The organism is Pseudomonas sp. MEJ086 (assembly GCF_030209025.1).
Classification (GTDB): domain Bacteria; phylum Pseudomonadota; class Gammaproteobacteria; order Pseudomonadales; family Pseudomonadaceae; genus Aquipseudomonas; species Aquipseudomonas fulva_A.
In genome coordinates this window covers 1-15,620 of record NZ_JARVSV010000020.1, presented here as the reverse complement: position 1 = coordinate 15,620, position 15,620 = coordinate 1, and the positions used below count along the sequence as shown (strand labels likewise).

The following is a 15,620-nucleotide window of genomic DNA, read 5'->3' as shown; positions in this document are numbered from 1 at the left end:
GCTCAGTCGAAAACGATGCCCTGGGCCAGGGGTAGCTGGCGCGAGTAATTGACGGTGTTGGTCTGCCGGCGCATGTAGGCCTTCCAGGCGTCGGAGCCGGATTCGCGACCGCCACCGGTTTCCTTTTCGCCACCGAAGGCGCCGCCGATTTCCGCACCGCTGGTGCCGATATTCACGTTGGCGATGCCGCAGTCGCTGCCCGAAGCACTCTGGAAGCGCTCGGCTTCGCGCACGTCGAGGGTGAAGATGCACGACGACAGGCCCTGGGGCACGTCATTGTTCAGGTGCAGGGCATCCTCGAACTCGTCGTAGCTCAGCACGTAGAGGATGGGCGCGAAGGTTTCATGGCGTACGACGTCGGTCTGGCTGGGCATCTCGACGATGGCCGGGCTGACGTAGTAGGCATCCGGGTAACGATCCTGCAACTGGCGCTCGCCGCCGAATACCGTGCCGCCTTCGTCGCGGGCGCGGGCCAGGGCGCTCTGCATGGCGTCGAAGGCCTGCTTGTCCATCAGCGGGCCGACCAGGTTGTCCTGGCGCGGGTCGCCGATGCGTACCTTGCCGTAGGCCGCCTTGAGGCGGGTGACCACCTCGTCCTTGATCGAGCGGTGGGCGATCAGGCGGCGCAGCGTGGTGCAGCGCTGCCCGGCGGTGCCGACGGCGCTGAACAGAATGCCGCGCACGGCGAGGTCGAGATCGGCGCTGGGCGCCAGGATCATCGCGTTGTTGCCGCCCAGTTCGAGGATGCTGCGACCGAAGCGCGCTGCCACTCGCGGCCCGACCTCGCGGCCCATGCGCGTGCTGCCGGTGGCGCTGATCAGTGGCACGCGAGCATCGTCGACCAGCGCCTCGCCCGCCTCACGATCGCCGATGATCAACTGTGCCAGGCCTTGCGGCGCGTCGCCGAACCGCTTCAGTGCCTTGTCGAACAGCGCCTGGGAGGCGAGGGCGGTCAGCGGAGTCTTTTCCGAGGGCTTCCAGATCACCGCATTACCGGCTACCAGCGCCAGGGTGGTATTCCAGGCCCAGACCGCGACCGGGAAATTGAAGGCGCTGATCACCCCGACCACACCCAGCGGGTGCCAGGTTTCACGCATATGGTGGCCGGGACGTTCGGAGGCGATAGTCAGGCCGTACAGCTGGCGCGACAGGCCGACGGCGAAGTCGCAGATGTCGATCATCTCCTGCACTTCGCCAAGGCCTTCCTGGGTGATCTTGCCGGCCTCGATGGACACCAGTTCGCCCAGTTCGGCCTTATGCTCGCGCAGCACCTCGCCGAAGATGCGCACCAGCTCGCCACGCCGGGGGGCTGGCACGTCACGCCAGGCCAGAAACGCCTGGTGGCCGGTGGCGATCTTGGCGCGCACCGCTTCGGCGCTTTCCAGGCGTACGCCGGCGATCTGGCTGCCGTCGATCGGCGTGTAAACGGCATGTTCGCCGCCCTGAAAGGTGTGTGGTTGTACACCGAGGCGTTCTAGCAGTTGACCAACCATCGTTCTCTCCTGCGTTGCAGCCTGGTGACGATCTGGCGTGCTGGGTGCCCGATCGTCGGCAGGCTCTGAATAGGGGCGTCGTTTGCAGTGACTTCACGCAGTATCGACCCGAATGTTTTTTTCGAACAAACGACCTTTACGCACCACATCATTCCCTCGGAGAATGAACCATCGCTGCACGAGCTCTCGGAGTGTTCATGTCCAAACGCCTGCTTCCCACCATGGCCGCCCTGCAGTGTTTCGAGTCGGCAGCCCGGCACATGAGCTTCACCCGTGCCGCCGAGGAGCTGCACCTGACCCAGAGCGCGGTCAGCAAGCAGGTCGCGCAACTCGAGGAGATGCTCCAGCATCTGCTCTTCCATCGCATTCGCCGGCGCCTGCAACTGACCCCCGCGGGCGAGCTGTACCTGGCCGAGGTCGACAAGATCCTCACCCAGGTCGATATCTCCAGCCGCTACATCCTTTCCTACGGTGGCGAGACCGAGGTGCTGCGGGTATCGACCCAGCCCACCTTCGGGGTGCGCTGGCTGATCCCCAACCTCAAGGGGTTTTCCAGGGCGCACCCGAACATTCATCTGGATATCCGCAATGAGCTGGAGCCCTTCGATCTGGTCCAGGCCAAGGCCGACGTGGCGTTCTTCTACGGCAACGGCACCTGGCCCGGCGCGGTATGCACCGAGCTGTTCGGCGAGGACGTGATCGCGGTCTGCGCGCCGTCGATCCTGCCAACCGCAGCGTTCACCAGCGCCGGGGACCTGACCTCTCTGGTATTGCTGCAATGCGCTTCACGGCCGGAAGCCTGGCACCAGTGGTTCGACGAGCAGGGCATCGATACCGAGTACAGTTACCACGGCCCGCGTTTCGACACCTTCTATATGTGCATACGCGCTGCCCAGGACGGTTGTGGGGTGGCTCTGGTACCGCGTTTTCTGGTCGAGGACGAGCTGGCCGAAGGCAAGCTGGTGATCCCCTGGCAGCACCTGAAGGTCAGCGACGGTGCGCACTACATCGCCTGCGCCGAGCAGTCGCTGGAGTTGCCGAAGGTCCGGGCGCTGGTCGAGTGGGTGCTGGACAGGGCCGGGGTGGAAAGCGCCAAGCGTCGATGATCGTGGTGCAGCATTCCCTGGCGGAATGAAAAGCTGACGAGATGTCGGTTGCCAGGCTGGGGCGGGCTGCGCAGAATCCTGATCAGGTGGCAGCCGGCCGCCGGCTCTGATTCGAGGGAGAAACCACTCACCATGCACACCTCCGCGTTCGTCAGCCCGGACAGTATCCGTGCGCAGTTTTCCCGTGCCATGTCCGATCTGTACCGGAGCGAAGTGCCGCTCTACGGCAAGCTGCTGGAGCTGGTGGCGCAGACCAATGCGCAGGTCATGCAGGGCCAGCCCGAGGTTGCCGAGCATCTGCGCGTTACCGGCGAGATCGAGCGGTTGGACGTGGAGCGCCACGGTGCCATTCGCCTCGGCACCGCCGATGAACTGTCGACCATTCGCCGGTTGTTCGCGGTGATGGGCATGCAGCCGGTGGGCTATTACGACCTGGCCCCGGCAGGGGTGCCGGTGCACTCCACGGCGTTTCGCGCCACCCATGAAGCGTCGCTGCAGGCCAGCCCGTTCCGGGTGTTCACTTCGCTGCTGCGTCTGGAGCTGATCGAAGATGCCGGATTGCGCGGCATGGCCGCCGAATTGCTGGCCAGGCGACGAATCTTCACCCCGCGTGCCATCGAGCTGATCGAGCAGTGCGAGGCCGCGGGCGGCCTGCTGGCCGGCGAGGCGGACGAGTTCGTCGGCGAGGCACTGGAGACGTTCCGCTGGCACACCCAGGCGACGGTCAGTGCCGAGCAGTATCGGCGGTTGCATGACCAGCATCGTCTGATCGCCGATGTGGTGGCGTTCAAGGGGCCACACATCAATCACCTGACACCGCGCACCCTGGATATCGACGCGATTCAGGCTGGCATGCCGCGCCACGGCATCACTGCCAAGGCGGTGATCGAAGGGCCGCCGCGGCGCAACTGTCCGATCCTGCTGCGCCAGACCAGCTTCAAGGCGCTGCAGGAGGCGGTGGCCTTCGTCGGCCAGGATGGCCCGCAGGGTAGCCATACCGCCCGTTTCGGCGAGATCGAACAGCGCGGCGCGGCACTGACGCCCAAAGGTCGCGAACTCTACGACCGCCTGCTCGACAGCGCCCGCGAGGCCCTGGGCGAAACGCCGAGCGAAGCCAATGCCGAGCGCTACGACGCGCTGATGGCCGAACACTTCCAGGCCTTCCCCGACGATCATGAGGCCATGCGCCGCGATGGCCTGGCCTACTTCCGCTACTTCGCCACGCCCGCAGGTATCGCCGCGGCGTTGCAGGAGGAGCGCCCGCAGCAACTGGATGCCCTGATCGAAGCTGGTCATGTGCGCTTCGAGCCGCTGGTTTACGAAGACTTTCTGCCGGTCAGCGCTGCCGGGATCTTTCAGTCCAACCTCGGGGAAGGCGCGCAGACCGACTACACCGTCGACTCGAACCAGGCGGACTTCCAGGCAGCCCTGGGCGCCAGCGTGCAGGACGAACTGAGTCTGTACGCCGACACCCAGCGTCGCTCGCTACAGGCTTGCGTCAAGGCTTTGGGCCTGGACTCACTGAGCTGACACCTAAGAGCCTGTTCACGATCTTTCTGGGCATGCGTACGGGTAACTACAAGGCAAAAGCGGCCATCGATGCAGTACCTGTGGGAGCGGGCGGGGACGCCCAGTCCATGCCCGCGAAATCACGGGCATGGCCCGTGCCCACAAGTGGCGGTCGGCCGTCCGCTTTCGCCACGTCGCAGTCAAAGTAGATAACGCCCGGAATGGAGATTGGGAACAGTCTCCAAGAGGCTGGACATTCTGCGCCGCTGACGCCAAGGTCGCCTCTTTGCGTAATCGAGAGCGATCCATGTTCAAACGCGGTCTGGCGTTCGTCCTTCTAGCGGTTTTCCAGGTATCCCCCGCGCTGGCCTGTGCACCCGGTGAAACCCAGGTCTGCCTGGGCGGTTGCATCTGCGTACCCGACCCGAACGGCGTGCTGGGTCCCATGCAGGAACAAGCGGGGCAGATCAGTGCGGCTGCACTGGAAAGCTGGATCCTGCGCTCGCGCGAATCGGCGGCGCGCCAGGGCACGTTGCCGATTCCGGCTGAAATCCGTCGCCAGTTGCTGCCGTTCTATGCCGCCGAATTGCTCGACGCCGTGCGCTACAAGGTAGGCGACCTCGATGAGCTGAGCGCCGCGCGCAACGTGATGCAGAACCCCGACATCAAGGCCGTCACCCTGATCGATATCATCGTGTTTCGCGATGCGCAGATGGCCGGGCAGGACGCCGCGCTGTGGGCCCACGAGCTGCTGCATGTGCAGCAGTATCGGGAGTGGGGCACCGCCGGCTTCGCCGCGCGCTACAGTCGCGATTTCAATGCGGTCGAGGCACCTGCCTATCGGCGTCAGGCGGAAATTGCACGTCTGTTGCGCGAGCGGGGCGGCAACTAGTCGCGCCTACTCGGCGCGCTTGGCTCGCAGCGCTATCACGCACAACACGCTGGCCGCCAGGTTGACGGTCACCGGGTTGAACGCATCCGCCAGCAGCGCCGGAACGAAGATCGCCACATCCACCAGCAACAGGATCAGCGCTGCCAGCGCCAACCACAGCGGCCAGCGCTGGCGACGCAGCAGCAGGATCGCCAGCCCCAGCAGGATCTCGGCGACTCCTGCCAGCGCAGCCACGGCGTGAGGCAGGCCATGGGCGTCGAGCATGCGCAGTTCGGTGGGGCTGAGAAACAGCAGCTTCGGTACCAGGCCGTGGTAGATGAAGATCACCCCCAGGGTCAGGCGCGCCAACAAGGCATCAGTCATGCAGGAAGCGCTCGCGGTCTTCGGGGCGAGGCATCTGGCAATGATCGTGACGCCCGAACAGGCGGTAGCGATTACGGGCGATGGGATCGTAAGCCCAGTCGCGCACGCTCCGCGGTATGACACCTAGCACTGTCGCCCAGCGCCATGGAGCCGGCAACTGTCGAAGGATCGCCAGAATGGCGTCGCTGCGCTTCAACGCCCGATCACCCTCGACATAGAGCAGCGTGTCGAAATGGTCCAGCGGCATGCCGAACCAGGCCAGGATCGCCTGGCCTTGCGGGGATTGCACGCTGCACAGCTTGAGCTTGCCTGCACGGTCATGGCGGATCAGGAAGCGACTCCAGCCATTGCACAATTTGCACACGCCATCGAACAGCACGACCCGATCACCGGCCTGCAAATAGGGTGGGTAAGCCATGCGTAAGCTCCGTGTCGATGATGTGCCCAGAGTAGCGCAACCGCGGCCTCGGTTACCGAGGTATTGATGGGCGTGTGGCACCTTCGGCGGAAAAAACATGTCAATTCGTCCCCCGTTCTGCGCCGGCTGGCAGCGCGGCATTATTTGCTTCGAAATCATCATGGCCGCGCACCTGGCCTCTATGCTTGATGGCAGGCGCAGCACGCGCTCGCGTCGTTTACCAAGTTCGCTCAATTAAATGCCCGAGCGGCCGATGACCTTCGACAAGATTGCTTATTGCTTATGGAGAAAGAGCATGTTCGGTAGTCGCTTGAAAAAAGAATTGCAGACCAAGGATGCCGAACTGTCATTGCTGCGGCAGCTTTATCAGGGTATCCAGACCGAGATGATCATGCTGACGGTCGATCCCGAGTATCGAATCATCGATTGCAACGCCAACTTCACCCGTTTCGTCGGCTACAGCGCCGAACAACTGGGCGGTCGGCCGATGACCGATATCGTGCCGGCCTACGTGAAGGCCTTGCCGTGCTTCAAGAACCTGCGCGAGGCGGTGCGAACCGGCAAATCGGTAAGTGATCGCTACCGTTTTCTGCGTGCCGATGGCGCGCTGGTGTGGATTCAGGCCTGCTGGCAACCGGTGCTGGACGAGAGCGGCGTGGTACGACGGGTCCAGTGTTTCGGCTCGGAAATTACCGAGAGCATGAACCGGGCACGTGAGAACGAGGATTTCATCAACGCCTTGCTGCGCTCCACCGCAGTGATCGAGTTCGACCTCGGTGGCAACGTGCTGACCGCCAACGATCAGTTCCTGCAGGCCATGGGGTATGGCCTGGAGCGTATCAAGGGCAAGCACCACAGCCTGTTCTGCGATCCTCAGGAAACCCATACTCCGCAGTACAAGCAGTTCTGGGAGCGCCTCAACCGTGGCGAGTTCGTCGCTGGCCGTTTCAAACGCATCGACAGCCACGGCCGGGTGGTCTGGCTGGAGGCGACCTACAACCCGGTACACGACACCCAGGACAAGCTCTACAAGGTGGTCAAGTTCGCCACGGTGATCACCGACCAGGTGAATCGTGAGGAAGAGGTCAACGACGCCGCCGGTATCGCCTACGGAATTTCCCAGCAGACCGACACCACCGCCCAGCGCGGCGCCCAGGTGGTCACCGACACGGTGCAGACCATGCAGCGGATTTCCGAGCAGATGACCTCCGCGTCCCAGGGTATCGAAGCGCTGGGCAAGCAGTCAGTGCTGATCAGCACCATGGTGCAGACCATCGGCAGCATCGCCCAGCAGACCAACCTGCTGGCGCTCAATGCCGCTATCGAGGCAGCGCGGGCCGGTGAGCAGGGCCGTGGTTTCGCCGTGGTCGCCGATGAAGTTCGGCAGTTGGCCAGCCGCACCAGCAACGCCACCGAGGAAATCGTCGGCGTGGTTCAGGAAAACCAGAAACTGGTGGATGCCGCCGTGCGTGACATGGCCAGCAGCCGCACCCAGGCCGAAGCGGGTCTGGAGCTTGCCAACGAGGCCGGTGACGTGATCGTCGAAATCCGCCAGGGCGCCAAGCAGGTGCTGGCTGCGGTCGAACGTTTCGCCAGCCAGTTGAAGTAGCTCTTCAACCAGGGAAACTGCGCTGGAGAAAGACGGCCGCTGTGCCGCCGATGGCTATCACGACATCGGCGGCAGGCGCCGCTTCACCGTGGTCTTCTTGACGATGGCGGTGTTGGTCACCGCATGGATGTTGATGCGGTCGAGTATCTCGTCCAACTGCTCCATCGAGCGAACGTGAAGCTTCGCGATGAAGCAGTCTTCCCCGGTGACCTTGTCGCATTCGGTGAACTGCGGGGTCGCCTCGATCTGCCGCTCCACCTCATGCAACTGCCCCGGCAGCGGGCGAATCCGCACGATTGCCTGTAGCTGGTAACCAAAGGCACGGGGATCGATATCCACACCATAGCCCTTCAGTACGCCTCGTTCTTCGAGCTTGCGCAGGCGCTCGGCGACGCTTGGCGATGACAGGCCGCTGATCTGTGCCAGGGCCTTGAGCGAGCGCCGGGAGTCTTCGGTCAGCGCAACGATCAGCAGATGGTCGATCTCGTCGGTCATGGTCGTACCTTAGGCTTTTTTCTCTAAGTGCCATGATAGTAAAGGCTGGATGGGGTTTCTGCCTTTCTTTCGCCATGGAGTGGCACCCGGTGCGCTTGCCATACTTTGCGCACTGCAAAAGGAGCTCCCTGATGGACAAGCAAGTGAATCGAGGCTCGCTGGAAATGATTGCCGCCATGCTCATTTCCGGCACCATCGGCTGGCTGGTCATGCTGTCTGGCCTGCCGGTGATCGACGTGGTGTTCTGGCGCTGCGTGTTCGCCGCCGTGACCTTGCTGCTGGTCTGCGCCTGTATGGGCTTGCTGCGCCCCGGCCTGCTGACCCGCGTCACCCTGTTGCTGGCGGTTGCCAGTGGCCTGGCCATCGTCGGCAACTGGCTCCTGCTGTTCGCCTCCTATTCGCGCGCCTCGATCGCCATCGGCACCGCGGTGTACAACGTACAGCCCTTCATGCTGGTCGGCCTGGCGGCGATCTTTCTCGGTGAGAAACTCACCTTGCAGAAGCTGGCATGGTTGTCGGTGTCTTTCCTGGGCATGCTCGCCATCGTCGGTGCCCATGGCAGCCAGGAGCAGGGGGGCGGCGACTATCTGCTGGGCATCGGCCTGGCGCTTGGCGCAGCGTTTCTCTATGCGATTGCAGCGTTGATCATCAAGAAGCTGTCGGGCGTACCGCCGCATCTGATCGCGTTGATTCAGGTCAGCGTCGGCGTACTGGTGCTGGCGCCGCTGGTCGACCTTTCCAGCCTTGCGCATGGTGAGCAGGTCTGGTCGATTCTGATCACCCTGGGTGTGGTGCACACGGGCGGCATGTACGTGCTGCTGTACGGTGCCATTCAGAAACTGCCCACGGCGTTGACCGGTGCGCTGTCCTTCATCTACCCGGTCGCCGCGATCGCCGTCGACTGGATCGCGTTCGACCATCGACTGAGCATGCTGCAGTGGCTGGGTGTCGCGGCGATCCTGCTGGCCGCCGCGGGTATGCAGCAGGGGTGGGGGCTGCGTTCGAGATCGTTCAGGGCTATTGGCGGATGAGCCACCGCCGCGTGTGATCGCTGGGCGCGTTGACGCGGGTGACTCGGCTCATTTGGGCGCCTTGATCACGAGCTTGATGAAGCGAGACGGCACCTGGATCAACCGGTCACTCTCTGCCGTGGCCTTGAACGACAGTGTGTCGCCCATCAGCCAGACCACATGCACGTTTTCCAGCGAGCACCGCTCATCCAGCGCCAGCGCCTGCCTGGTTTCTGCGTCGCAATACGCGTCGTCGAAGATGATCCGTTCTGCCTGGTAGTTGCCCAGGCCGATGCTGCCAATGGTCTTGTCAGGCAACGCGGTTAACAGACCGCTGTAGAAGGCGATCAGCAGCGCGAAGAAAGTGGCGAAGTGCAGGGTGAAGCTCCAACCGGCCACGAAGCTGATGGCACAGAGTCCAGCCAAGGCACTGATCAAGAGCGGGGTGCCGTAGACGACGCAGGCCCGCAGCAGGCCGCTCTCAATCCGGTCAATGCCGGTGGCTGCGTCGCGAATGATCAGAAAACTGAAGAGCGCAACGATCACGGCCGGAATATAGGCGGACCACATGTAGCGTAGAAAACTGTAGCTGCGCAGCTCCAGCAGCTTTTGCACCGCCAGCCCGGAGACCAGGGTGACCAGAGCTGGGATCAGAAAAATTGCCGGCTGAAATAGCGACGTGTAGTTGATTGTCACGTACATCACGCTGAGCGCGCTGCCGGCGAATGGCGCAATGTAGACCAGGCCGATCAAAATCCCGACAAACCGATAGGTCTGCCTGTCGCTGGACGGTCGGATATAGCGCAGGTCATCTTTGATGGCGGGGGAGTTGGTGAATCCGTAGTGCAGCCAGGCGCCGGGAACCATCAGCAGTAAAACGTAAGTGCCGATGAGCACGAAGCCGAGAATGGCTGCGGCCAGCAGCAACGAGGAAAACTGGAACAGATCGAAGGTCGGGTAGAACCCGTGTCGGTTGAAGTAGAAGAGGAAGATGGCGAAGCCGAATAATGGCGGACAGAATTTGGCGACAGGAGAGGAGTACCGGGCAAAGAAACGCTGCGAACGCTCGATCACGTGATCGATCAGTTCGTCGCTGTCCATCGAGGGTTTATCCAGCCAGCGGGTCATGCGGCAACATCCTTGTCGATAGTCGAGGCGGGCTCATCGGTGTGCCCGCCTGTCTGGGTTCTTCGCTGTAGCGTTCGGCCTTGGCCTTAACCATAGGGGAACGATGCAGCGTGTTCCACCCTACACAGGTCCCTCACCTCGCTCAGTGCGGTCCGCGCTGGCGTGCGGTCTTCATCAGGTCTTCCGGGGTGATGTGGCCGACCACTTGAGCCGCGGCGCTGCCGGGTAGTGGCAGGTCGAGGATATGACCCTTCATCTTGCCTATCACGTGCATCTCGCAAGGCTTGCAGTCGAATTTCAGGGTCAGCACTTCATCGCCGTGTACCAGTTGCATCGGTGCGACCTTGGTCTTCACGCCGGTGACGCCCTTGGCCTGTTTCGGGCACAGGTTGAAGGAGAAGCGCAGGCAGTGCTTGGTGATCATCACCGGCACTTCACCCAGTTCCTCGTGGGCCTCGTAGGCTGCGTCGATCAACTGTACGCCGTGGCGATGGTAGAACTCGCGAGCCTTGTGGTTGTAGACGTTGGCCAGGAACGACAGGTGCGACTCCGGGTAAACCGGGGGCGGTGTGCTTTCGGCCTTGCGCCCGCCCCGCGGGTGGGCGGCGATGCGGGCTTCGGTCAGCGCGTCGATGGCCTCGCGGCGCAGGCTCTTGAGCTGCGAGTTCGGTACGAAGAACGCCTGGGGCGCATCCAGTTCGACGCCTTGGGCATGGTAGATGGTGGTGCCCAGTTGGGTGAGCAGATCACGCAGCCCTTCGAGGGCCTGCTCCGGTTTGTTGGCCGCACCAAACGGGCCGTCCAGGCTGGCAGAGGCGCTCAGGCCTTCCTCGCTGGTTGCGGTCAGGGTCAGGCGTTCTTCGCGCAGTTCTGCTTTCCACTGGATACCGATGCGGCGCTCTGCGGAGGTCTTGAGCAGTGCCTGCTGCCAGTTGTGGTCGAGGTTACGGCTCAGTGGATGGTTGGGGCGCAGGCGGAACATGCCCGCCGGCATCTCGTTGGGCTCGACGCGATAGCGCCAGCGCTTCTCGCCGTCTTCTTCGAACTCTTCTTTCAACTCGGCAATATTGGTGCGAAAGCCCACCACTTCGCGTTTGACCAGCACATTGAGGCCGTCACCGTTGGACAGCGGTTCAAAGGTAACGGCGATCAGGTCGCGCTTGTTCACTTTCTCGACGTGGCCAACGGAAAGCCCGGTGAAGGTCGGCGAATCGAAGGCGCCGATATCGACCTTGCGGTCGGTGACGAAGTAGTCGGTGCTGCCGCGGTGGAAGGTCTTGTCCGGGTCGGGCAGGAAGAAATGCGCCGTGCGGCCGCTCGAGGCACGGGCGAGATCCGGGCGGTCTTCGAGGATGTCGTCGAGACGCTGGCGGTAGTAGGCAGTGATGTTCTTCACGTAGCCCATGTCCTTGTAGCGGCCTTCGATCTTGAACGAACGCACGCCAGCTTCGACCAGCGCGCGCAGGTTGGCGCTCTGGTTGTTGTCCTTCATCGACAGCAGATGCTTCTCGAAGGCTACCACGCGACCCTGATCGTCCTTCAGGGTGTAGGGCAGGCGACAGGCCTGGGAGCAGTCGCCGCGGTTGGCGCTGCGGCCGTTCTGGGCGTGGGAAATGTTGCACTGCCCGGAGAAGGCCACGCACAGCGCGCCATGGATGAAGAATTCGATGGCTGCATCGGTTTCATCGGCGATGGCGCGGATTTCCTGCAGGTTCAGCTCGCGGGCCAGGACCAGTTGCGAGAAACCGGCCTGATCGAGGAACTTGGCCCTGCCCAGGGTACGGATGTCCGTCTGCGTGCTGGCGTGCAGCTCGATCGGCGGAATGTCCAGATCCAGCACGCCCAGGTCCTGCACGATCAATGCATCCACGCCCGCGTCGTAGAGCTGGTGGATCAGCGTGCGTGCTGGCTCCAGCTCATCGTCATGCAGGATGGTGTTGATGGTGGTGAACACCCGGGCGTGATAGCGGCGGGCGAACTCCACGAGCCCGGCGATATCGCTGACATCGTTGCACGCGTTGTGCCGTGCGCCGAAGCTCGGGCCGCCGATGTAGATGGCGTCGGCGCCATGCAGGATGGCCTCGCGGGCGATGCTGACATCACGGGCAGGGCTGAGCAGTTCCAGGTGGTTCTTGGGCAAGGACATGTTTTTTCTTTATAGGGCTGAGCACGGTCGAGGTGCGCATTGTACCGGCCTGCGGGGCGGAGGGCACCCCGAGCCGCCGGTTGGTTGCCTGTAGCCGGCGGCCAGCCCTGCCAGCAGGCGCCGAGCCTGCACAACTCTGCAGCCCTCGCAGGTCGTTTAGGTGCCGTCCTGCCCTGGAAAGCTAGGAGCACTACGGCCGGAAACGATAATCCACCGGTACGAAGGCATAGCCCTGGCCGTCCTGGCGTAGATGGCCGATGCCGGGATAAGGCAGGTGAGCAGCGGCAATGCGCTCGCGCTGTGCGACGAAGGCATCGAAGCGGTTCTTGCGCTGGGCGGAGGCACTCGGTTGGTCGAGGTCGAAATCGATGGTGACCTTAGGGTTGGGCATCTGCACGGCATAGACATGCACCAGGTCGCCGATAAAGGTGATGCTGTCTTCCCCATTCTTCAGGCGGAAGTTGCTGTGCCCAGGCGTATGGCCTGGAGCCGGGATCGTGGTGATTCCTGGCAGCACTTCACTGCTGCCCTCGAAGGTTTTCACCTGACCCGATGCCAGGTAGGGCGAGATGCTGTCGCTGGCGATCTTGAAGTAGGACTTGTCATAACCGGGTACGCCGTTTTGGCGGTCGGCGGCCAGGAAATAGTCGATATCGCTCTTGGCCACATGCACCACGGCATTGGGGAACACGATCTGCCCGCCCTGAACCAGGCCACCGCTGTGGTCGCTGTGCAGGTGGGTGATGAGAATGTCATCGATCTGCTCCGGCTTCACGCCGATCCGCGAGAGGCTGCCTAGCAGCCTGCCGCCGGTGTGGGCGCCGAAAAGAGTGCCTGCGCCAGTATCGACGAGCACCAGACGCTTGCCAGTGTCGATCAGAAAGGCGTTGATCGAGGTTTCCACCGGATTGGTCTGGAAGCCGCGCGCGAGCAGTTTGTCGATCTGCTCGGTGGACAGTCCCTTGAGCAGCGCATGGCTGTCCACCGGAACCGAACCGTCGCTCAGTGCCGTGACCTGCAGCTCACCGACATTGAAGCGGTAGTAACCGGCCTGGGTGGCCTGCTCGGTTGTTGCGCTCGCTGCCAGCGCCGGTTGTGCAGCATGGGCGGGGAGCGCGCCTGCAGTGGCAAGGGTCAGGGCGCTGAGGAGGAGGGCGAGGGGCGTGCGAGACATGAATGCTCCGTTGTCGATTGGTTCGCTCGGGCTCGATCAGGTATCGGTATTAAGGATGCCTGTAAGCCAACATAGGTTGTTTTCTCTGGTGCTGCTAAGCTAACGCCGCCAGGCTCAGGGGTGTTAGTGGGCAGATTCCATACGAGGTATTGGTGATTTGGATATCAGACGCTCGGAGCTTCCCCTGTTGATCTCGCTTGACGTGCTGCTGGAAGAGCAGAATGTCACCCGCGCCGCCCGGCGTCTGAATATCAGCCAGTCGACCCTGTCCGGGCAGCTTTCGCGGCTGCGTATGTTGTTCGGCGATGCACTGCTGATGCCATCCAGCAACGGGCGCGGTATGGTGCCGACCCCGCGAGCGCTGGAGCTGCGCGGGCCGCTTGGCCAGGCGCTGGCAGGCCTGCGTGAGGCGGTGGTGAGCGACAGCGAGTTCGTCCCCGCAACCTCGCGGCGAACCTTCGTCATCGCTGCCAACGACAACGTATTCACCATCGCCGGGCTCTCGGTAATGGCTCAGGCCGCAGCGTTGCAAAACCCGGGACTGCGCATTGCCTCGATACCGGCGAGCGAAGAAGGTTTGGTCGAGCGCATGGCGCGCGGTGAAGTCGATCTGTTTCTCGGTGATGCGGCCAGGATTCCGGATGTATTGAAGATTCGCTTCCTCAAGAGCGATCACTTCCTGATGGCCCAGCGCATTGGCCACCCGCGTGGCAAGGTGGTGCCGACCCTGGCTGAGTACTGCCAGCTGCAGCATGTGATCGTGTCGCAACGGGCGCATTTTCATACCGCCATCGACGATGTTCTAGCGGATCTGGGGCGTGTACGCCACGTCGCCATGGCCGTGCCCAGCTACAACCAGGTCGCCTTGGTACTGGCGCACAGTGATCAGGTGGCAACCATGCCAAGCCGCTTGCTGGCTCGTTACGATTCCCTGCTCGAAGTGGTCGACCTGCCATTCGATATTCCTCAGTTCCAGTTTTCGATGGCCTGGCACCCGAGGGCGCACCATGATCCGGGGTCGATCTGGCTGCGTGAGCGCTTCATCGAAGCCATCACGGCAGGGCATTGATCGGCACAATTGCCGGCAAGGCTTTTGGGCGATGGCTAACTGTGGGACATTAGCGGCCTTTTTTGCCGGGGAGCGTTTTCGATGGATAACAAGGGGCTCGAAAAGCTCGACCAGTTGCTGCTCAAGTACGGCAACGATGATTCCGTTCTGTCCGCCAGCGAGCTGGATGGTTTCTTTGCCGGGATCGTCTCCGGGCCGCGGCAGATCGACCCGGGGGTCTGGTATCCGGCCATCTGGGCCGACAAACTGCCCCGCTGGCCAAGCGACAAGGAGGCGGAAACCTTCAGGAAGCTGGCCATCGAACTGATGAGCGAAGCGGCTTACATGCTTGGCGAAGAGCCGGACGATTACGAGGCGATCTTCCTGGCCGACAACAACGGCAAGGGTGAAAAGCTCATCGTTTCCGAGTGGTGTGCGGGTTACCTGCATGGCGCGAATACTGCCGGTTGGCTGGATGACGGGTTGCCCGAGGCGCTGGAAGCCTCGTTGGCGGTGATCATTCTGCACGGTGCGGAGAGCGGCTCGGAAGCGCTCAATGCCATGTCAGACGATGAGTACGATGCCTCCGTCGCCACCCTCGAACCAGCTGCGGTGGCGATCTACGCTTACTGGCAGGAACATCTCGAACCGTTGCTGCCGGTACGTCGGGACGAAACCAAGGTTGGCCGTAACGACCCATGCACCTGCGGCAGCGGCAAGAAATACAAGCAATGCTGCATGTAGTGAGCTCGCCCCGGGCATCATCTGCATAGGCGCCGGCTTGCCGGCGATTGGTAAGCAAACCGGCAGTTTGCCGAATGGCCGCAATCGATTCGCCCCGGGGGCGGGGCTCCTACCGAGTTGATGACCCAGGAGCCGCGACCCCGCGGCGAATGGCGGCGTCACTGTCGATTCTGCTGGATGACCACTAACGCATCGCCCGCAAGCGGGCTCCTACACGGGCAGCGCGGATGCGGCGATGTTATCGGGGTACCGGACCGTAGGAGCCGGCTTGCCGGCGATTGGTAAGCGAACCGGCAGATTGCCTGACGGCCGCAATCGATTCGCCCCGGGGGCGGGGCTCCTACCGAGTTGATGATCCACTGGGCCTCGTAGGAACCGCGACCCCGCGGCGAATGGCGGCGTCACTGCCGATTCTGCTGGATGGCCACCCACGCATCGCCCGCAAGCGGGCTCCTACACTGGCAGCGCGGATGCGGCGATGTTAT

Annotated in this window: 14 protein-coding genes and 1 pseudogene; 8 read left to right on the top strand and 7 right to left on the bottom strand. The window is 62.8% G+C overall.

Translation table 11 applies throughout. The annotated features are described in order from the left end of the window. Nucleotides 1-2 precede the first annotated feature (2 nt). Nucleotides 3-1,493, bottom strand: a complete 1,491-nt coding sequence (amaB, locus tag QRN22_RS12645) for an L-piperidine-6-carboxylate dehydrogenase (protein ID WP_042552743.1) — start codon at nucleotides 1,491-1,493, stop codon at nucleotides 3-5. 197 nt (nucleotides 1,494-1,690) lie between these two features. Between amaB and QRN22_RS12640 the strand changes: the two genes are divergently transcribed. The 3 genes from QRN22_RS12640 to QRN22_RS12630 all read left to right on the top strand — a co-directional run bounded on the left by QRN22_RS12640 (nucleotide 1,691) and on the right by QRN22_RS12630 (nucleotide 5,000). Further along, on the top strand, nucleotides 1,691-2,599 hold the full coding sequence (locus tag QRN22_RS12640) for a LysR substrate-binding domain-containing protein (RefSeq protein WP_042552887.1): 909 nt from the start codon (nucleotides 1,691-1,693) through the stop codon (nucleotides 2,597-2,599). Between the two features lie 132 nt (nucleotides 2,600-2,731). Then, nucleotides 2,732-4,129: a 2-oxoadipate dioxygenase/decarboxylase HglS gene (gene hglS / locus QRN22_RS12635; protein ID WP_042552744.1), complete on the top strand. Its 1,398-nt coding sequence runs from the start codon at nucleotides 2,732-2,734 to the stop codon at nucleotides 4,127-4,129. A 286-nt stretch (nucleotides 4,130-4,415) separates the two neighbouring features. Further along, complete coding sequence (locus tag QRN22_RS12630) at nucleotides 4,416-5,000, top strand: eCIS core domain-containing protein (protein WP_042552745.1); 585 nt, start codon at nucleotides 4,416-4,418, stop codon at nucleotides 4,998-5,000. Between the two features lie 6 nt (nucleotides 5,001-5,006). On the opposite strand, the gene QRN22_RS12625 is transcribed toward QRN22_RS12630, so the two are convergent. Both QRN22_RS12625 and QRN22_RS12620 read right to left on the bottom strand, forming a co-directional pair. Beyond that, nucleotides 5,007-5,363 (bottom strand): DoxX-like family protein, encoded by a 357-nt coding sequence (locus QRN22_RS12625; RefSeq protein WP_042552746.1) that lies wholly within the window; start codon nucleotides 5,361-5,363, stop codon nucleotides 5,007-5,009. Then, nucleotides 5,356-5,781, bottom strand: a complete 426-nt coding sequence (locus tag QRN22_RS12620; protein ID WP_042552747.1) for a thiol-disulfide oxidoreductase DCC family protein — start codon at nucleotides 5,779-5,781, stop codon at nucleotides 5,356-5,358. Before QRN22_RS12620 ends, QRN22_RS12625 begins: the two co-directional genes overlap by 8 nt. A 238-nt stretch (nucleotides 5,782-6,019) precedes the next feature. On the opposite strand from QRN22_RS12620, the pseudogene QRN22_RS26615 reads away from it, so the two are divergent. Then, nucleotides 6,020-6,853, top strand: a pseudogene (locus QRN22_RS26615) (PAS domain-containing protein); the annotation flags it as partial. Next, complete coding sequence (locus QRN22_RS26610; RefSeq protein ID WP_413694638.1) at nucleotides 6,833-7,390, top strand: methyl-accepting chemotaxis protein; 558 nt, start codon at nucleotides 6,833-6,835, stop codon at nucleotides 7,388-7,390. The pseudogene QRN22_RS26615 and the gene QRN22_RS26610, both read left to right, overlap by 21 nt. 57 nt (nucleotides 7,391-7,447) lie before the next feature. Here QRN22_RS26610 and QRN22_RS12610 read toward each other — a convergent pair whose 3' ends face one another. After that, entirely contained in the window at nucleotides 7,448-7,885 is a 438-nt protein-coding gene (locus QRN22_RS12610; protein WP_042552749.1) for an Lrp/AsnC family transcriptional regulator, read from the bottom strand. 131 nt (nucleotides 7,886-8,016) lie between these two features. On the opposite strand from QRN22_RS12610, the gene QRN22_RS12605 reads away from it, so the two are divergent. Further along, entirely contained in the window at nucleotides 8,017-8,916 is a 900-nt protein-coding gene (locus tag QRN22_RS12605) for a DMT family transporter (protein WP_042552750.1), read from the top strand. A gap of 48 nt (nucleotides 8,917-8,964) precedes the next feature. On the opposite strand, the gene QRN22_RS12600 is transcribed toward QRN22_RS12605, so the two are convergent. The 3 genes from QRN22_RS12600 to QRN22_RS12590 all read right to left on the bottom strand — a co-directional run bounded on the left by QRN22_RS12600 (nucleotide 8,965) and on the right by QRN22_RS12590 (nucleotide 13,343). Continuing rightward, on the bottom strand, nucleotides 8,965-10,023 hold the full coding sequence (locus tag QRN22_RS12600; RefSeq protein ID WP_042552751.1) for a hypothetical protein: 1,059 nt from the start codon (nucleotides 10,021-10,023) through the stop codon (nucleotides 8,965-8,967). Nucleotides 10,024-10,165: 142 nt separating this feature from the next. Continuing rightward, the gene (locus QRN22_RS12595) at nucleotides 10,166-12,169 is read right to left on the bottom strand and encodes a peptidase U32 family protein (protein ID WP_042552752.1); all 2,004 of its coding nucleotides are present in this window, start codon (nucleotides 12,167-12,169) and stop codon (nucleotides 10,166-10,168) included. A gap of 190 nt (nucleotides 12,170-12,359) precedes the next feature. After that, nucleotides 12,360-13,343 (bottom strand): MBL fold metallo-hydrolase, encoded by a 984-nt coding sequence (locus tag QRN22_RS12590; protein ID WP_042552753.1) that lies wholly within the window; start codon nucleotides 13,341-13,343, stop codon nucleotides 12,360-12,362. Nucleotides 13,344-13,530: 187 nt separating this feature from the next. On the opposite strand from QRN22_RS12590, the gene QRN22_RS12585 reads away from it, so the two are divergent. Both QRN22_RS12585 and QRN22_RS12580 read left to right on the top strand, forming a co-directional pair. After that, complete coding sequence (locus tag QRN22_RS12585; protein ID WP_197076963.1) at nucleotides 13,531-14,412, top strand: LysR family transcriptional regulator; 882 nt, start codon at nucleotides 13,531-13,533, stop codon at nucleotides 14,410-14,412. 81 nt (nucleotides 14,413-14,493) lie between these two features. Continuing rightward, nucleotides 14,494-15,135 carry a UPF0149 family protein gene (locus QRN22_RS12580; RefSeq protein ID WP_042552755.1) on the top strand — a complete coding sequence of 214 codons (642 nt, stop codon included), beginning with the start codon at nucleotides 14,494-14,496 and terminating at the stop codon, nucleotides 15,133-15,135. Nucleotides 15,136-15,620 lie beyond the last annotated feature (485 nt).

Excerpts from the sequence above, each read along its gene's own strand:
- QRN22_RS12580 (WP_042552755.1), top strand. The coding sequence starts at position 14,494 with ATGGATAACAAGGGGCTCGAAAAGCTCGACCAGTTGCTGCTCAAGTAC.
- QRN22_RS12640 (WP_042552887.1), top strand. The coding sequence starts at position 1,691 with ATGTCCAAACGCCTGCTTCCCACCATGGCCGCCCTGCAGTGTTTCGAG.
- amaB (WP_042552743.1), bottom strand. The coding sequence starts at position 1,493 with ATGGTTGGTCAACTGCTAGAACGCCTCGGTGTACAACCACACACCTTT.
- QRN22_RS12600 (WP_042552751.1), bottom strand. The coding sequence starts at position 10,023 with ATGACCCGCTGGCTGGATAAACCCTCGATGGACAGCGACGAACTGATC.
- QRN22_RS12625 (WP_042552746.1), bottom strand. The coding sequence starts at position 5,363 with ATGACTGATGCCTTGTTGGCGCGCCTGACCCTGGGGGTGATCTTCATC.
- QRN22_RS12590 (WP_042552753.1), bottom strand. The coding sequence starts at position 13,343 with ATGTCTCGCACGCCCCTCGCCCTCCTCCTCAGCGCCCTGACCCTTGCC.
- QRN22_RS12605 (WP_042552750.1), top strand. The coding sequence starts at position 8,017 with ATGGACAAGCAAGTGAATCGAGGCTCGCTGGAAATGATTGCCGCCATG.
- QRN22_RS12610 (WP_042552749.1), bottom strand. The coding sequence starts at position 7,885 with ATGACCGACGAGATCGACCATCTGCTGATCGTTGCGCTGACCGAAGAC.
- QRN22_RS12620 (WP_042552747.1), bottom strand. The coding sequence starts at position 5,781 with ATGGCTTACCCACCCTATTTGCAGGCCGGTGATCGGGTCGTGCTGTTC.
- hglS (WP_042552744.1), top strand. The coding sequence starts at position 2,732 with ATGCACACCTCCGCGTTCGTCAGCCCGGACAGTATCCGTGCGCAGTTT.
- QRN22_RS12630 (WP_042552745.1), top strand. The coding sequence starts at position 4,416 with ATGTTCAAACGCGGTCTGGCGTTCGTCCTTCTAGCGGTTTTCCAGGTA.
- QRN22_RS12595 (WP_042552752.1), bottom strand. The coding sequence starts at position 12,169 with ATGTCCTTGCCCAAGAACCACCTGGAACTGCTCAGCCCTGCCCGTGAT.